Source organism: Streptomyces endophyticus, from assembly GCF_035798155.1.
Classification (GTDB): domain Bacteria; phylum Actinomycetota; class Actinomycetes; order Streptomycetales; family Streptomycetaceae; genus Streptomyces; species Streptomyces endophyticus.
The window spans coordinates 164,618-179,675 of sequence record NZ_JAOZYC010000196.1 but is presented as its reverse complement, the minus strand read 5'-3'; the positions used below and the strand labels follow the sequence as shown (position 1 = coordinate 179,675).

The following is a 15,058-nucleotide window of genomic DNA, read 5'->3' as shown; positions in this document are numbered from 1 at the left end:
AGGGAAACGGCATGATGAGGCGGTCCATCCGCTTCCCAGCAGCCCCACATGCCTCGGGAGTCCCGCCTTGCCCGTCCCCCACCCCGCGTTCGCCGTCGCCGTCGCCGTCGTCGGCGCGGGACCACGCGGCACCAGCGTCCTGGAGCGGCTCACCGCGTCGGCGGACGAGCTCCTGCCGCCCGGGGCCCGCCTCACGGTCCACCTGGTCGACCCGCATCCGCCGGGCGCGGGCGCCGTCTGGCGCACGGATCAGGCGCCGGAACTCCTCATGAACACGGTGGCCTCGCAGGTCACCCTGTTCACCGACGACAGCGTCGACTGCTCGGGACCGATCCGCCCGGGCCCGAGCCTGTACGAGTGGGCCCTGCGGCACGACGCGGCGCTCGGCCCCGACGCGTATCCGACCCGCGCCCAGTACGGGCGCTACCTGCGCTGGGTGTTCGACGCGGCGGTGGCGGCCGCCCCCGCGTCCGTCGAGGTCGTCCCGCACGCCACCCGCGCCGTCCGCCTCGACGACGCCGAGGACGGCCGTCAGGCCCTCACCCTCGCCGACGGCCGCCGCCTCACCGGCCTGCACGCGGTCGTCCTCACCCAGGGCCACCTGCCCGCCGTCGCCGCCCCGGCCGAGCGCGACCTCATCGAGTACGCCCGGCGGCACGGCCTGCGCCACCTCCCGCCCGCCAACCCCGCCGAACTCGACCTGAGCCCCCTGGCCCCCGGCGACCCCGTCCTCCTGCGCGGCCTCGGCCTCAACTTCTTCGACCACATGGCCCTGTTGACGCAAGGCCGCGGTGGACGCCACATACGTACGGCGGACGGCGGTCTGCGCTACATACCCTCGGGCAACGAGCCCCGCCTGTACGCGGGTTCACGCCGCGGCATCCCGCACCAGGCGCGTGGGGACAACGCCAAGGGCGCGTACGGCCGCCACCAACCCGCCGTACTCTCCGCTGACTTGATAGCCGGGTTCCGCAAACGGGCCGACTCCGGCGACGCCCCCGACTTCCTCGCCGACATATGGCCGCTGATCGCGAAGGAGGTCGAGACGGTCTACTACGAGACACTCCTGCGGACCGCGGACCCCCGGCCCCGCGCCGAAGAATCCTTCCGCCAGCGCTTCCTCGCCGCGCCCCACGGGTCTCGCCAAGAAGCCGCCGTCCTCTGGGAGTTCGGGATTTCCGACGAGTTTCTGTGGTCCTGGGACCGCGTCTCGCGCCCGGCCTCGGGCCGCACGTACACCTCTCCCGCCACATGGCGCGCCTGGCTTCTCGGCCATCTTCGCGAGGACGCCGCGCACGCCGCGCTCGGCAACGTGGACGGGCCGGTGAAGGCCGCTCTCGACGTGCTGCGCGACCTGCGCAACGAACTGCGGCTCGTCGTCGACCACGGCGGCCTGACCGGCGCCTCGCGCCGCGACCACCTCGACCGCTGGTACACCCCGCTCAACGCGTTCCTGTCGATCGGGCCGCCCCGGCGGCGTATCGAGGAGCTGACCGCGCTGATCGAGGCCGGCGTCCTGACCGTCGTGGGGCCGCGCATGGAGGTGACGGCGCGGGACGGACATTTCGTCGCGCACTCGCCCGACGTACCCGGTTCGACCGTGAGGGTCACCACACTCGTCGAGGCCCGGCTGCCCGAGCCCGACCTCCGCAGGACCGCCGACGACCTGCTGATCGGCCTCCTCAAGACCGGCGGCGCCCGGCCGCACACGGTCGACGGGCACGAGACCGGGGGCCTCGACGTCACGCCCCGTCCGTACCGCCTGATCGACCGTCAAGGCCGGGAGCACGCGCGGCGGTTCGCCTTCGGGGTACCGACCGAGGGGGTGCACTGGGTGACCGCCGCGGGGGCCCGTCCGGGCGTCGACTCGGTCACCCTCTCCGACGCCGACGCGGTGGCCCGAGCAGCCCTCCGCACGGCCTCGGCGGGCCCCTCGACGGCCGAAGCGGAAGCCGGTCCGGAGGGCGATCATGGCCGGATGTTGAACTTGCAAGCACTAATTAGGTTCCCCTAATCTGTGGCGCCCCACACCGGTGGCGGCAGCGGCGATGAAGGCGCTCCTCGCGCCGGTGCTCTCGGTTACGTCCCCACCGACCGAAGGAGCCCCACCATGACTGGACGTCTCAACAGCGCCCAGCCCTACGCTCTCGGCCTCTTCCGCATCGTCATAGGCCTGCTCTTCACCTGCCACGGCGCCGCCTCGCTCTTCGGCGTCCTCGGCGGCGCGATGGGCGGCGGCACCGTCCCGACCGGCACCTGGCCCGGCTGGTACGCGGCCGTGATCCAGCTCGTCGGCGGCGGCCTCGTGCTGCTCGGCCTCGGCACCCGCTTCGCCGCCTTCGTCGCGTCGGGCTCGATGGCCTACGCGTACTTCAAGGTCCACCAGCCCGAGGCGCTGTGGCCGCTCCAGAACGGCGGCGAGGCCTCCGTGCTGTTCTGCTGGGCGATGCTGCTGCTCGTCTTCACCGGCTCCGGCGCGCTCGGCCTCGACCGCCTCTTCGCAGGACGCGGCGAGCGGGCCGAGGACACGGCACCGGCCGGCGAGGCCGTACCGGCCTAGGTTCCGCACGTACGACGGCGGCCCGCTCCCCACGTGGACTCGTGGAGGGCGGGCCGCCGTCGTACGAGCGGAACCTAGGAAGCAGAGCTTCAGGAAGCGGAGTCTCAGGAGATCGAGGTGAACGGCACCGAGAAGCACGCCACCCGGTCCCCCGACGCGCCCGGCTTGTCGTGGATCACGATGGAGCCCGCGCCGCCCGGCCGCAGCCCCCACGACTTGTGCACCTGCGCCCTGCCGTTGCCGTCCGCGTCGGCGGTGAAGTCGAGCCAGAGCTCGTTCTCCGCGGTCACCCGCTTCGGGTCCACCACGTTCTGGTAGTGCCCGCCCGCCGCCTCGGGGTCGGCGCCACACGACTTCTGGTGCACGTGCGCGCCGTACTTGTGGCCCGGGACGAGCCCTTCCACCCGCATGCTCACGGTCATGCCGGAGTCGGTCCCGTGCTGCGCCACCTGGATCGACGACGCCGGGGGCACGAGCTCCTTGTCGTACGTGAGCGCCGACGACGCGACGAACGCGTTGGGCGGCGAGAAGTGCCCCGCCACCCGCACCCAGTAACTCGTCGTCGCGCTCGCGGTGCCACTGGTCACCGCGAGTACGGCCGCCGCCAGGGCACCCGTCACAATTTTCGCCTTCATTTCCGTTTCCTCCGATCACGTGGGGTCACCAGACCCGTCCTCATACTGACTTTTTGGTACGGGACGTGACCGACCCATCACGGCAGGAACACGCGGGAACGTGAGATCAGGAACAACTGTGCCCCTTTCGCCACTTCAGCCACTTCTGAGGCGTACGCTGTAGAGCTGTCATGTCAGCCGCTCCTTTCGGGAGGGAACGGCCGGAAAACACCGGAACGGCCCGTACGGGAGTAGGCGAACAGTGCTGCAGAGTGTCCTGGGGTCACTGACCGACAGCTCATGGATCTACGTGATCGTGGCGCTCTCCGTCGTCTTCGACGTGTTCGTGCCCGTGCTGCCCAGCGGCTTCCTCGTGATCGCCGCGGCCACCGCGACCGCGGGCGGCGCGGCCGCCACCGGCGGCGTGCCGCACCCCAACCTCCCGGACCTGCTCGCCCTCACGCTCTGCGCCGCGACGGCCTCGGTCCTCGGCGACCTGGTCGCCTACCGGATCGCCTGGCGCGGCGGCGAGCGCCTGGACCGCGCCCTCGCCCGCTCCCGGCGCCTGAGCACCGCGCAGGAACGTCTCGGCGGCGCGCTCGCGCGCTCCAGCGGCGGGCTGCTCGTGATCATCGCCCGGTTCGCGCCCGCGGGCCGCTCGGTCGTCTCCTTCGCGGCCGGCACGGCGCACCGCCGGGTCCGCGAGTTCCTGCCGTGGTCGGCCCTCGCGGGCGTGGCCTGGGCCGTGTACAGCGTGGCGCTCGGCTACTTCGGCGCGCAGTGGCTCGGCGCGAGCTGGCTCTCCACCGTCGTCTCGGTCCTCGCCCTGGTGGGCGCGGGCGCGGTGGCGGCGTACGTGATGCGCAGGCCGGTACCGGCGGCTCAGGAGGCCTGAGCGGACCTGGGGTGCCCGCGCACCTCAAGACCGTCGAGCAGCTCGGCGGTCGCGCGGGCGATGTCGTCCACCGCCCGCTCGAACACCTCGCGATTGTGCGCGGCCGGCGCCCGGAAGCCGGACACCTTCCGCACGTACTGCAGGGCGGCGGCCCTGATCTCGTCCTCGGTGGCCTCTTCGGGGAGCACGGGCGGGCGGAGGGTCTTGATGCTGCGGCACATGCCTCCAGTCTGCCGCCGGAGAGCGCTACGCACCCGGCGTTCGACCGACGTCCGAGCACGCGATCGACCACACGTTCGCGTGAACTACCCGATGAAGTAGCCGAAGTTGCTCGCACCCTGAATTCGAACAGACGTACCATTGCCGGGTGGCAGCGACCGATGATTCCGACTTCGACTTCCCCGGCGACCTCCTCGCCGGCCAGGCAGAGCTGCATCAGATCAGGGCCGAGCTCCTGGCCCTGCTCAAGCGGCTCCCCTGGTCGGTCGAGCCTCACGACGCCGTCATAGACACACAGGGCTGGCGCAGGATGGAGCGCGCGGCCTCGCCCGGCTGGAGCGAGGACGAACAGGCGGAGGTCGAGAAGCTCCGCAGGCGCGAGCTGGAACTGGCCGTCTTCGTGACGTGCCATCGGTACTGGTCCGAGCTGAAGGGCAGCGACGCGGTACGGGCCCGCGCACGCCTCAAGCACGCGCACGACGAAGGCCCCCAGGCTTGATCGCCTGAGGGCCTTCGTTCCGAAACGGTGGGCGCGGACGGTTTCGAACCGCCGACATTCTGCTTGTAAGGCAGACGCTCTACCCCTGAGCTACGCACCCGTGATCCCGGCGTGTGGCCAGGACGAGTCGACAGCCTACCTTGCTGATGCCCCTGCTCGGCAATCCCGTAACCGCCGGGCGAAAGTCACCCGCCGAACCGCGAACTAATGGACCCGTGTGTTCGTCATTAACCGATGGGAGAATGGACCGGGCAGGGCTGATGACGGCACGGACAGCGCGGGAGAGGTTAGTGACGGCGACGACGACCACGAGGAACCCGCGTCAGTCGTCCGCCCCCGATCCCCGGCGCCCCGCGGCGTCCTTCGGACGCGCCCTCAAGGACACCCTGACGCTCGTCGCCCTCCCGCTCCCCCTCCTCACGGCCACGCTCACGGGCGCGTTCAACGCCGGGGGCACCCGCCGGTGGTTCGGGGGCCGCGCCGAATCGCAGCGCGCGCAGGCACAGGCCGCCAAGGACGACGCGGCCGCCGCCTTCTACGAGCTGGACACCGCCCAGCGGGACCTGCGCATCTCGATAGAGACGATCACCGCGGTCGACGACTCGCCGGCGGCCCGCCGCGCCGTCGAGGACTTCGCGGGACTCGGCCGCCGCATCGACGAGGTCAGCGGGCAGTACATCACCGCGGTCGACGCCCACGACCTGGACCGCGACGACCTGGAGGCGTCCGCCGCCTCCCGCGCCCACGCCCAACTGACGCAGGCGAAGCAGCAGTTGACACAGGTCAAGCAGGACCTGGACCGCTTCGCGCAGGGCATCGGGCCGCTGCTCGGCAAGGCGGAGACACAGCTGGCGCGGCTCGCCCCGTCGGTGGAGCGCGCGCGGCAGGCCCTGCTGGCGGCGACGACCGCGCTCGACTCCGTACGGCAGGCGGGCCTGAAGGCCGACGACCTGGCGGCCCGGCTCGCCGCCCTCGGCCCCGAGCTGACCAAGCTCAACCAGGGGGCGGGGCAGCACGGCGTACCGGAGACGCTGGAGCGCGCGGAGCGGGTCGCGCGCGATGCCGAGACCGTACGGGCCGAGGCCGAGCGGCTGCCCGAGCGGGCCGCCGAGATCGACCGCAGGCTCGTCTCCCTGCGGACCCGCGCCCAGGCGCTCCAGACCCGGGCGGGGCAGGTCGAGCCGGTGCTCAGCGAGCTGCGGCGCCGGTTCACCGCCGCGTGCTGGCAGGATCTGCAGACCGTGCCGGACACGGCCGAGGAGAACGTGCGGCAGGCCGAGTCCAAGCTCGCCGAGGCCCGGGTGGCCCGCGAGGCCCAGCGCTGGCCGGACGCGACGGCTCTGCTATCCACGGTGCGGGCGTTGCTGAACTCGACGGACGAGTCGGTGTCGGCGGCCTCCGACCGCCTGCAGCGGCTGAACGCGGTGGCGAAGGATCCGCGGGCGGAGATCGACCGCACGCGGTTCGCGATCCGGGACGCGCAGCGCCTCGCGATGGCGGGCCGCTCCACGCCCGACCCACGGCACGCCCGCCCCCTCGACGACTCCGTGGCGCGTCTGGACCGCGCCGTCGCGGGCCTGGAGGGGCGCCACCCCGACTACTGGCACTTCCTGACCGAGACGGAGGGCGTGCGGCGGACCGTGGCCCGCGTGGTCACGCAGATCCGGGAGGACCGGGGCGGCGGCGTCTGACGTTGGCGTTACCCGGGTGACGGGCGGATCCTTGAGGTGCGTACGTGCGTCAGGTGCGCGCGTACCGCGTGCAAGGAGGCGAGGCGACCATGTCCACGCACGTACTGCACCCCAGCCCCGGGCGCCATGTCACGCTCGACGAGCATCTGCCCCTCGACCATCGGCTCAGCAAGGTGTACCGCACCGGAGCTGGCCTGATGGGGCTCGTTCTGCTCGCCTTCGGGATCCTCGGGCTCATCGACAAGATCGGCTTCTTCGACACCCGCGGGGACACCGTGGGGGGCCTGAGCACGAACGGTGCGCTGAGCGTCCTGTCCATCTGCGTCGGCCTGCTGCTCTTCGCCGGAATGCTGATCGGCGGCAACTTCGCGTCGACGCTCAACATGACGCTGGGCGTCCTGTTCATCCTCAGCGGCTTCGTGAACCTGGCCCTGCTGGACACCGATTTCAACTTCCTGGCGTTCCGCATCCAGAACGTGCTGTTCAGCTTTGTCGTCGGCGTGCTGCTGATGTGCTTCGGGATGTACGGGCGGGTCAGCGGTTCGCTGCCGCACGACAACCCGTACTGGCAGGCCAGGCACGCACCAACTGACCGGGCCTGACCGTACTCTTGGCGCATGCCACGCTACGAGTACCGCTGCCGCAGCTGCGCCACCACGTTCGAACTGTCCCGCCCGATGTCCGCCTCCGCGGCCCCGGCCACCTGCCCCGACGGCCACGAGGACACGACCAAGCTCCTCTCGACGGTCTCGGTGCCAGGCACGTCGGCCTCACCGCCCCCGAGCACGGGCTCCGCTGGCGGCGGCTGCTGCGGGGGCGGCTGCTGCAGCTGAGCCCTCACGGCGCCGCCCCACCTCGCGGTCAACCGCCACCCGCCTTGGGCAATCTGCCGCCTTGGGCGGCAGGGTGGGCAAGGCGGCACCCCGGTGCCGCGCAACGAAGACGACGGGCGCCGACCCCGGCAAAGCTCGGGAGCCTCGGTGCCGCGCACCCGTCACCACAGGCGCCGCCCCGGCACAGGCCCAAAACCCCGGTGCCGCACACCTCACAGCGCCCCAAGAAACCCCCGCAACACCGCCTCCCCCGCCACAACCCCCCGCTCGGACAGAACCGTCACCCCGGACGACACCCAGCCCACATCCGCCAACTCCCCGTGCCCCGGCCGCCACCCCCGATCCACCACGCGGAGCAGATCCGCATCCAGCAGCGAATCCCCCGCCCCCAACGTCAACCCCGCACCCACGCGCCGCGCGACCTCACGAACCGCCGCCCCCTTGGTCAACGGCTTCGGTACGGCGTACACCTTCCGCCCCTGGAGCGACACACCCCAGCCGACCCCGTCGGCCCACTCCCCGAGTTCCTTGACCCACCCCTCCGGCAGCGCCGCCCGGTCGACGACCAGATACGCGAACAGATCCTCCGCGACCCGCTCCTTCAACAGCCACGCCGGATCCGCCGCCGCGACCATCCGCTCCCGGACCTCCCCGAGCGGCGCGCACTCCGAGTCGAGCCGCTCCCCGACCGCGCGCCGCCAATCCAGGTCCGACACCCCGTCGACCAGCAGGTGCCCACCGTTCGCACAGATCGCGTACGTCGGCGCCGCCCCCGGCAGCCGCACCCTCGCATACTGCTCCCGCGTCCGCGTGGTCGTGGGCACGAACACCGCGCGCCGCCCCAGCTCGACCAACAGCTCCGCGGCGTCCTCGGTGACGTACGACAGGGGTCTGCCCTCGTACACCTCGACGCAGAGCAGCCGCGGCGCCTGCGCGTCGGGCATGGTCAGGGCGAGCGCGCCGGCGGAGTAGATGAGCGTACGGTCGAGATCGCTCGCGACGACGGTGGTGGTCACTTGGCCGCCACCGCCTTGCCGTCCGTCCCCGTCGCCCCGCGCGTGAACTGCGGGTGGATCAACCCGACGCAGGTGTACGGGAGTTCGCCGACCACCTCGACCGGAACCCCGCGCTGCTCCGCCAGCAGACGCACATGGTCGAGATCGGCCCCGGCGTCCTCGCGCGCCAGGATCTTCCACGGCACCCGCCGCAGCAGCACCCGCGTCGTCTCGCCGACCCCGGGCTTCACCAGGTTCACGTCGTGGATCCCGTACTCCTCGCTGATCCGCTCGACGGCCGCCCACCCTTCCCACGTCGGCGCCCTGTCGATCCCCTGCAACTCCTTGACCTGGGCGTCGACCGCGTCGGCGACCTCCGCGAACCGCTCCTCCACCGCGTCGAGGAACCGCCCGGAGACGTCCGAACCGGCCAGCTCGGAGTAGAACTTCGCCCCGTGGAAGTCGTCGGGCCCGACCAGGTCGGACCGCAGCACCGTCCGCGAAATGAGCCCGGACACGGTGGAGTTGAGGCAGGCGGAGGGGATGAGGAAGTCCTCCCGCGTCCCGTACGTCCGCACGCACGACCCCGGGTCGGCGAGCACGGCGATCTCCGGGTCGAACCCTTGGAAGTCGGCGACCGCGGCCGCGAGTTCGCGCGTGATGGCGCCCTTGCCGGTCCACCCGTCCACGAACACCACATCCGCCGGATCGTGGTGCGCGGCGAGCCAGCGCAGCGCGTTCGCGTCGATGCCCCGACCGCGCACGATCGACACCGCGTAGTGCGGCAGCTCAAGGCCGTGCCGCCGCAGCGCCCAGCGCCGCATCAGCACTCCCACCGGCGTCCCCGCGCGCGCGAGCGACACGAGGACCGGGCGCGGCGACCGCTCGGCGAGCACCGTCTCGGTGACGACGCCCACCGCGTGGGCTATTCGCCCCGCCGACGCGTCGAGGGCCGCGTGGAACAACTCCTGGTACTGCGCGCTGGGTTGGTACTCCACGGGCAGCGACTCCGCGTAGTGCGCGCCACCGCCCTGAATGGCCTCCTCGCGCTCCTCCGTGGGCGCCTCAAGCCGCACGTCCGAGAGGTCCTGGAGCAGCCACCCCACCTCGTCCGGCGCGTACGAGGAGAACGCGGGGCCGCGCAGCGGCTCGGGCAACGGCATGGAGGGCCTTTCCTGAGGGACGTACGACGGCACCACGGCCACGACCACGCGCGACGCGTGCCCGGCGACCTGCTCCAACAGCCCGCCGGGTCCTTCGAGTTCAGTGGTGTCGCCCACCGAGTCGAGTACGACGACGACCGTGTCGAAGCCACCGCCCGCGACGTTGTACGCGAACCGGTCTCCCGGCCCGCCCGCCGGCGCGTCGTGCGCCGGGAAGACGAGGCGGCTGCGGATCGCGTAGCCGGGGTCGTCGACGGCGAGGACGGGCGAGCGGGTCGTGGTGGAGTACGCGACGTCGGCGCCCGTCGCCTCCAGCTCGGTGGCGAGGCGCAGCGGCGCGTACATCAACTCCTCGTTGCCGAGGACGAGTACGCGCCCGCCTCCGAGGTGTGGTGCGAGGCGCGCGGCCATGTCGGGCAGCGCCGCTTCGAGGCGCTCCCGGTGCTCCGGCGTGAATCCGTGCCGCCCGCCGTCCGGCAGGCCCCGCGGCCAGCCCAGGTCGTCGAGGCGGATGAGCTCGGCGCGCTCCCTGCGGGGCGTAGGCAGCCGCCCGCCCTCGTGCGCGGCGACGAGCGCCTGCCCCTTCTCGAGCACCCCGTCAGGCAGCCGCACCGCACCGCGCGCCGCGACCACCAGGTCGACCCGCGCCCTGATCTCGCGCGCGAACTCCTCGAGCCGCCCCTGGTCGCCCGGCGAGCGCATATCGACGAGCGCGACGATGACGTAGTGCTCGCGCGCGTGCAGTTCGTGCAGCGCCCGGATGGTGTTCAGGACCGTGTTCCCCGTGGAGAACTCGTCGTCGACGAGGACCAGCGGGCCGTCCCCCGCGAGCAGGTGCGGGTCCTCGGGCAGCAGCAGGTGCGAGGTGGCGTGCGAGTGGGACTCCTCGAAGCCGCCCGCGCGGGCCACGCCCTCGACGGGCCTGCGTGTGGAGTGCAGATAGGTCGCGAGGGCGAGACCGTCGGCGACCGAGTGGCCGAGTCCCGTCGCCGTCTCGGCGTAGCCGAGGACGACCGCGCGGCGCGCCGCTTCGTCGCCCAGCAGTTCCCGTACCCGTACGCCGAGTTCGCGTCCCGAGCCCCACACCACCGATGGGCGCTGCGGGACGTGCTTGCCCAGCACGTTCGACACCAGCAGGTGCGCGCGCTTGGGGTTGCGCCGCAGCGCGAGTCCCAGCAGCCCGGGCAGCTCCCGGTCACCTGTCAGCTCGACCCCGAGCCGCTCGGCGACCCACTCCCCGGACCACACCACGTTCCCGCTGCCTCTCGCCTCTTCACTCGTCCCGGAAGTCGGGCTCACGTCTTCACGCACCCCGAAAGCCCGGCTCTCCTCGTCACTCATCCCGGCAACCCGGCCGTCAGCAGCTCCACGAACCCCACGTCCTCCCGCGCCACCCCGAACGCCTCCGCACGCCGCAGCGTCCGCTCGGCCCACGCGCGGTGCGGCTTCACCTCGTTCATCTTGTTCGTATACGCCGACCGGAGCACACCGCCGCCGCCCCGCTCGGGCCGCAGTATGTCGCGGGCGTCGCTGTACTCCTCGTGGCTGACGACGGAGAGCGCGTGCACGGGCAGCACGTGCGTGGGGTGGATGCAGGTCTTGCCCAGCAGTCCGTTGGCCCGGTCCAGCTCGATCTCGCGCAGCAGCCCGTCCATGTCGTGCTGGATGAGCGCCTGCCGCAGGTCGTCGGCGCGGCCCTCCAGGAAGGGGCTGCGGCGCAGCTGCGGCTTGAACATGCGCTCCTGGTGGCGGAAGTACTCCCAGACGGGCCCGGTCACCGTGAACCCGGTGCCGTCCGCCCGGCCCAGCAGGTTGACCACGTCACCGATGACGGAGGCCACTATCTGGACGTCGTACGCCGTCATGTCCGCCGGCCTGCGCAGCCCGTACGCCGAGCAGAAGTCGGTGACGCCGAGGCGCAGCGCGAGGACGCGGTCGCGGTACTTGTCGACGGTGCGGGCGATGCCGGCCAGTGTCTCGCCGCGCGTCTCCAGGTACAGCAGGTCGGGGGACTCCAGGACCGGCATGGCGAAAAGCCGCCGCCCGGTGGCCGCCTCGGCGGCGGTGAGGGCCTCCAGGAACGGAACGCCCCGCTCCTCGGTGAACTTCGGCAGCACGAATCCGGACAGCATGTCCACGGAGCTGCCGAGCCGCGCCGCGAGATCGGTGATCTGCTCGGGCGCCCGTACCCGGATGAAGAGCAGGGGCAGCTCGGCCCCCTCGGCGGCCCTGCGCGCGAGCTCGGCGAACTGCCGCACCAGGTTCTCCTCGGCGCCCGGCACCTCGCCGTCGTGTATCGAGTCCTCCAGGCACAGCACCATGGAGACGACGCCGCGCCCGGCCTGCTTGAGCACGTCGTCCGCGAGCTGGGGGCGGGTCGCCGGGCTGTACAACGTCGCCCCGAGGGCCGCCGCGAGCATGCGGGGCGGGGAGTCCGCGGTGAAGTCCCGCGGCTCCTCGTGGAACAGGCGCTCCCGCACCTCAGGGGCGATGTGCCCGAAATGACGCATAAGACTCCCCCGCACTGCCGGACCACCCGAAATGATGTGGCCGGTAATAGTACGTACAAGGGTGTGTCAAAGGTTCCCGTCCGTAATGAAGTCCTGGTAACCGGCACATGTCGTGCGCTGTTTTCCGGCCTCGCGCGCGGCGGACGGATGCCTGCGCACAGAGATGTCGATCTTTGCACCCCGCGTTGTCCCGGCCAGGAGCGGGGAGGCAGGATGACCGCATGACGCACGCGATGCTCAAGGGGGCGAACGTCCCGCTCGACGCCACGGCGGTGCGCGCCGTGCTCCACTGGTCCGCGGGGCAGGGCGTGCCGGCCGTTGACGCTTCGGCGCTGCTGCTCACGCCGGAGGGCCGGGTCCGCTCCGACGAGGACTTCGTCTTCTACAACCAGCCGCGCCACCCCTCGGGGAAGGTCTGGCGGCTCGGCCAGAAGCGCGTCGCCGACGGCATGACGGACACCGTCCAGGCGGACCTCTCGGGCGTCCCCGAGGAGATCACCAGGATCCTCGTGACGGCTTCCACGGACCCGGACGCCACCCCCTTCGAGACCGTACGGTCGCTGCGCCTTTCCCTCTACGACGCCGGGGCCGAGGGCGCCGAGCCGATCGCGTACTTCGACATCAAGCCGGAGACCGGCGCGGAGACCGCGCTGATCTGCGGCGAGCTGTACCGGCGCGGTGACGGCTGGCGGCTGCGCGCGGTCGGCGAGGGCTACTCCGACGGCCTGGTGGGCCTCGCCACGGACTTCGGCATCTCGGTCGACGAATCCGCCGAGCCCGATGCCTCTCCTGCCGCGGAGCCCGCACCCGGGCCCGTCGCACCCGCACCGGCCGCCGAGCCCGCACCGTCCCTCGCGGCCCCCGGCCCGATGCCCGAGGCGGCGCCGGTCGCGGCGACGTCGTTCCCGCTGCCGCCCCAGCAGCCGCCCTCGTACGGCTATCCGCCCGCGGCCGCCACCCAGCAGCAGCCGCCCGCGTACGGGTACCCGCAGCCGGTGTCGGCGTGGCCCGACCCGGCCTTCAAACTCCCGCCGCAGGGGCCGCAGTTCATCGGCCAGTGACGGTCTTGTAGCCCCGGCCCCACTGCAGGCCCCACCCGTACAGCCGGTCGAGCTCGGCCTGGAACCCGTACACGAAGCGCACCTCGCGTCGCACGACGAAGTCGCCCTTCACGTTCTCGATGGAGACCACGGCGCACGAACGGGCCTGCGGCGCCCGCTCGTCGAGACTGATCTCGATCCGCGGACCGTTGCTCGGGTACAGCGTCACATGGGCGTGCGTACGGTCGAACGCCGGCGTCTGGTCGTAGATGTAGACGAACACCAGCAGGCGCTTGATGGAGTCACGGTGATCGAGATTGACGTAGATCGTCTCACCGGACGCCGAGCCGAACCGGTCGTCACCGCTGAGTTTCACGTACGGCGCCTCGTTGAGCGCCCCGAAGAAGCTGCCGAGCGGCTGCACGACGCCCTTCGAGCCGTCCTTCAGCTCGTACAGGCAGCCGAGGTCGAGGTCCACATTGACCATCGACTGGGTGTGTGCCTGGACCACATCGGGTTTGAACATGCTGAACGGGTGCCGCATCAGGCTGTTCCGCTTGGGACCGCCGATGTCCGAAGTGCGCATCCGCCACGACAGGTTGACCCGCAGATTGCCGGTGGCCGCGCCCTGTTTGGAGAGCGAGACGACCGGATGTCGCTTGGTGAGTTCGATGGAGTTGGTCGCCGCGCTGCCCGAATCGAACTCGAACTGCGCGGAGTTCCCGCGCCATACCCTGTCCCAGAAGGACATACCGCCCCCAAGTGCCGCCGTACATGCCGACGGGGCGGCCGCTGAGGACTTGTCCTCGTACAACCGCCCCGCTCACAGCGTTCCAGGAATGCCCCAGGGGTCAAACCCGTGAATCAGACTCCTGATGACACCTCGGTCTTGTCCGAACTCCCGGACCCGCCCTCGGCCGCCGCGATCCGCTTGTTGCGCCGCACGGAGGACAGGAACGACCAGGCGATGAGGACGACGCCGATCAGACCGGTGATGAGCTCGCTGACCTCGTACTGGATGGTGACCAGGAGGATCGCGGCGAGCGCGCCGATCGCGTAGTGCGCGCCGTGCTCCAGGTACACGTAGTCGTCCAGGGTGCCCTGGCGGACCAGGTAGACCGTGAGCGAACGGACGTACATGGCACCGATACCGAGGCCGAGCGCCATCATCACGATGTCGTTGGTGATGGCGAAGGCGCTGATCACGCCGTCGAAGGAGAAGGACGCGTCCAGGACCTCGAGGTAGAGGAACATGAAGAACGCGGCCTTGCCGGCGAGCAGCACCGCGGACTGGTTCTTGCCCTCGCGCTTGGCCCGCTCCTCCTCCTCGTGCTCGCGCTCCTCCTCTTCCTCGATGCGGTGCTCGAAGAAGCTGGAGAGGCCGTTCACGACGAGGTAGGTGATGAGGCCGGCGACGCCCGCGAGCAGGACGGTCGCCTGCTTGTCCACATGCACGCCGCCGTGCTGGTGCGCGTTGAGCGCGAAGGTCAGGGAGGTGGCGAGCAGGATGATCAGGGCGATGCAGACCGACAGCATGTCGACCTTGCCGAGCTTGGACAGCGGACGCTCCAGCCAGCCCAGCCACTTGATGTCGCGCTCCTCGAAAATGAAGTCAAGGAAGATCATCAGCAGGAACATGCCGCCGAAGGACGCGATGGACGGGTGCGCGTCCGTGACCAGCTGCTGGTAGCGGTCGGGCTGGTTGAACGCGAGGTCGACCGCCTCGACCGGCCCCAGCTTGGCGCTGATGGCGACGATCACGACGGGGAAGATGAGCCGCATACCGAAGACGGCGATGACCACGCCGATGGTGAGGAAGATCTTCTGCCAGAAGGCATTCATCTTCTTCAGGATCCCGGCGTTGACCACCGCGTTGTCGAAGGAGAGCGAGACCTCCATGATCGCGAGGATCGCGACGACCCCGAAGGCCTGCCATCCGCCGTAGAACACTGCGGCAATCAAGCCGAGCACGGTGATCGCGAACGACCAGCCGAAGGTTTTCAGAACCACTGGCTACCCCATCATGTGAACGGGTTTCC

Annotated in this window: 15 protein-coding genes and 1 tRNA gene; 8 read left to right on the top strand and 8 right to left on the bottom strand. The window is 71.1% G+C overall.

Annotation, left to right across the window (positions count from 1 at the left end; all coding sequences use genetic code 11):
* Positions 1 to 67: 67 nt before the first annotated feature.
* Together OKJ99_RS40005 and OKJ99_RS40000 are read left to right on the top strand one after the other, a co-directional pair.
* Positions 68 to 2,014, top strand: a complete 1,947-nt coding sequence (locus tag OKJ99_RS40005; protein WP_326023391.1) for an FAD/NAD(P)-binding protein — start codon at positions 68 to 70, stop codon at positions 2,012 to 2,014.
* 96 nt (positions 2,015 to 2,110) lie between these two features.
* Positions 2,111 to 2,560, top strand: a complete 450-nt coding sequence (locus tag OKJ99_RS40000; protein WP_326023389.1) for a DoxX family protein — start codon at positions 2,111 to 2,113, stop codon at positions 2,558 to 2,560.
* Positions 2,561 to 2,664: 104 nt separating this feature from the next.
* On the opposite strand, the gene OKJ99_RS39995 is transcribed toward OKJ99_RS40000, so the two are convergent.
* Positions 2,665 to 3,195: a superoxide dismutase family protein gene (locus OKJ99_RS39995; RefSeq protein ID WP_326023388.1), complete on the bottom strand. Its 531-nt coding sequence runs from the start codon at positions 3,193 to 3,195 to the stop codon at positions 2,665 to 2,667.
* A 241-nt stretch (positions 3,196 to 3,436) separates the two neighbouring features.
* Here OKJ99_RS39995 and OKJ99_RS39990 point away from each other — a divergent pair, with 241 nt between their 5' ends.
* Positions 3,437 to 4,069: a DedA family protein gene (locus tag OKJ99_RS39990; RefSeq protein WP_326023387.1), complete on the top strand. Its 633-nt coding sequence runs from the start codon at positions 3,437 to 3,439 to the stop codon at positions 4,067 to 4,069.
* On the opposite strand, the gene OKJ99_RS39985 is transcribed toward OKJ99_RS39990, so the two are convergent.
* Positions 4,057 to 4,290 carry a DUF2277 domain-containing protein gene (locus OKJ99_RS39985; RefSeq protein WP_326023385.1) on the bottom strand — a complete coding sequence of 78 codons (234 nt, stop codon included), beginning with the start codon at positions 4,288 to 4,290 and terminating at the stop codon, positions 4,057 to 4,059. The two genes, OKJ99_RS39990 and OKJ99_RS39985, sit on opposite strands and share 13 nt — an antisense overlap.
* Positions 4,291 to 4,436: 146 nt before the next feature.
* Between OKJ99_RS39985 and OKJ99_RS39980 the strand changes: the two genes are divergently transcribed.
* The gene (locus OKJ99_RS39980; RefSeq protein WP_326023384.1) at positions 4,437 to 4,787 is read left to right on the top strand and encodes a hypothetical protein; all 351 of its coding nucleotides are present in this window, start codon (positions 4,437 to 4,439) and stop codon (positions 4,785 to 4,787) included.
* A 28-nt stretch (positions 4,788 to 4,815) separates the two neighbouring features.
* Here OKJ99_RS39980 and OKJ99_RS39975 read toward each other — a convergent pair.
* Positions 4,816 to 4,887, bottom strand: a tRNA-Val gene (locus OKJ99_RS39975).
* Positions 4,888 to 5,047: 160 nt separating this feature from the next.
* Between OKJ99_RS39975 and OKJ99_RS39970 the strand changes: the two genes are divergently transcribed.
* The 3 genes from OKJ99_RS39970 (at position 5,048) to OKJ99_RS39960 (ending at position 7,311) form a co-directional block, all read left to right on the top strand.
* Positions 5,048 to 6,478 carry a coiled-coil domain-containing protein gene (locus tag OKJ99_RS39970; protein WP_407700858.1) on the top strand — a complete coding sequence of 477 codons (1,431 nt, stop codon included), beginning with the start codon at positions 5,048 to 5,050 and terminating at the stop codon, positions 6,476 to 6,478.
* Between the two features lie 89 nt (positions 6,479 to 6,567).
* A complete protein-coding gene (locus OKJ99_RS39965; protein ID WP_326023381.1) occupies positions 6,568 to 7,080 on the top strand; it encodes a DUF4383 domain-containing protein in 513 nt (170 codons plus the stop codon).
* A gap of 15 nt (positions 7,081 to 7,095) precedes the next feature.
* Entirely contained in the window at positions 7,096 to 7,311 is a 216-nt protein-coding gene (locus OKJ99_RS39960) for an FmdB family zinc ribbon protein (RefSeq protein ID WP_326023379.1), read from the top strand.
* A gap of 212 nt (positions 7,312 to 7,523) precedes the next feature.
* Here OKJ99_RS39960 and OKJ99_RS39955 read toward each other — a convergent pair whose 3' ends face one another.
* The 3 genes from OKJ99_RS39955 to OKJ99_RS39945 all read right to left on the bottom strand — a co-directional run bounded on the left by OKJ99_RS39955 (position 7,524) and on the right by OKJ99_RS39945 (position 11,979).
* Positions 7,524 to 8,255 (bottom strand): HAD family hydrolase, encoded by a 732-nt coding sequence (locus tag OKJ99_RS39955; protein WP_407700863.1) that lies wholly within the window; start codon positions 8,253 to 8,255, stop codon positions 7,524 to 7,526.
* A 68-nt stretch (positions 8,256 to 8,323) separates the two neighbouring features.
* Positions 8,324 to 10,720 carry a phosphoribosyltransferase gene (locus OKJ99_RS39950; protein WP_407700862.1) on the bottom strand — a complete coding sequence of 799 codons (2,397 nt, stop codon included), beginning with the start codon at positions 10,718 to 10,720 and terminating at the stop codon, positions 8,324 to 8,326.
* 86 nt (positions 10,721 to 10,806) lie between these two features.
* Complete coding sequence (locus OKJ99_RS39945) at positions 10,807 to 11,979, bottom strand: HpcH/HpaI aldolase/citrate lyase family protein (protein WP_326023374.1); 1,173 nt, start codon at positions 11,977 to 11,979, stop codon at positions 10,807 to 10,809.
* Positions 11,980 to 12,200: 221 nt separating this feature from the next.
* On the opposite strand from OKJ99_RS39945, the gene OKJ99_RS39940 reads away from it, so the two are divergent.
* Positions 12,201 to 13,040, top strand: coding sequence for a TerD family protein (locus tag OKJ99_RS39940; protein WP_326023373.1), 840 nt, complete (start codon positions 12,201 to 12,203; stop codon positions 13,038 to 13,040).
* On the opposite strand, the gene OKJ99_RS39935 is transcribed toward OKJ99_RS39940, so the two are convergent.
* Positions 13,027 to 13,770 (bottom strand): TerD family protein, encoded by a 744-nt coding sequence (locus tag OKJ99_RS39935; RefSeq protein WP_326023372.1) that lies wholly within the window; start codon positions 13,768 to 13,770, stop codon positions 13,027 to 13,029. The two genes, OKJ99_RS39940 and OKJ99_RS39935, sit on opposite strands and share 14 nt — an antisense overlap.
* Positions 13,771 to 13,883: 113 nt before the next feature.
* Entirely contained in the window at positions 13,884 to 15,029 is a 1,146-nt protein-coding gene (locus tag OKJ99_RS39930; RefSeq protein ID WP_326023371.1) for a DUF475 domain-containing protein, read from the bottom strand.
* Positions 15,030 to 15,058: the final 29 nt, after the last annotated feature.

What these genes read in the sequence shown, in the direction of transcription:
- OKJ99_RS40000 (WP_326023389.1), top strand. Translation starts at nt 2,111, where the DNA reads ATGACTGGACGTCTCAACAGCGCCCAGCCCTACGCTCTCGGCCTCTTC.
- OKJ99_RS39995 (WP_326023388.1), bottom strand. Translation starts at nt 3,195, where the DNA reads ATGAAGGCGAAAATTGTGACGGGTGCCCTGGCGGCGGCCGTACTCGCG.
- OKJ99_RS39985 (WP_326023385.1), bottom strand. Translation starts at nt 4,290, where the DNA reads ATGTGCCGCAGCATCAAGACCCTCCGCCCGCCCGTGCTCCCCGAAGAG.
- OKJ99_RS39970 (WP_407700858.1), top strand. Translation starts at nt 5,048, where the DNA reads ATGACGGCACGGACAGCGCGGGAGAGGTTAGTGACGGCGACGACGACC.
- OKJ99_RS39965 (WP_326023381.1), top strand. Translation starts at nt 6,568, where the DNA reads ATGTCCACGCACGTACTGCACCCCAGCCCCGGGCGCCATGTCACGCTC.
- OKJ99_RS39960 (WP_326023379.1), top strand. Translation starts at nt 7,096, where the DNA reads ATGCCACGCTACGAGTACCGCTGCCGCAGCTGCGCCACCACGTTCGAA.
- OKJ99_RS39955 (WP_407700863.1), bottom strand. Translation starts at nt 8,255, where the DNA reads ATGCCCGACGCGCAGGCGCCGCGGCTGCTCTGCGTCGAGGTGTACGAG.
- OKJ99_RS39945 (WP_326023374.1), bottom strand. Translation starts at nt 11,979, where the DNA reads ATGCGTCATTTCGGGCACATCGCCCCTGAGGTGCGGGAGCGCCTGTTC.
- OKJ99_RS39940 (WP_326023373.1), top strand. Translation starts at nt 12,201, where the DNA reads ATGACGCACGCGATGCTCAAGGGGGCGAACGTCCCGCTCGACGCCACG.
- OKJ99_RS39935 (WP_326023372.1), bottom strand. Translation starts at nt 13,770, where the DNA reads ATGTCCTTCTGGGACAGGGTATGGCGCGGGAACTCCGCGCAGTTCGAG.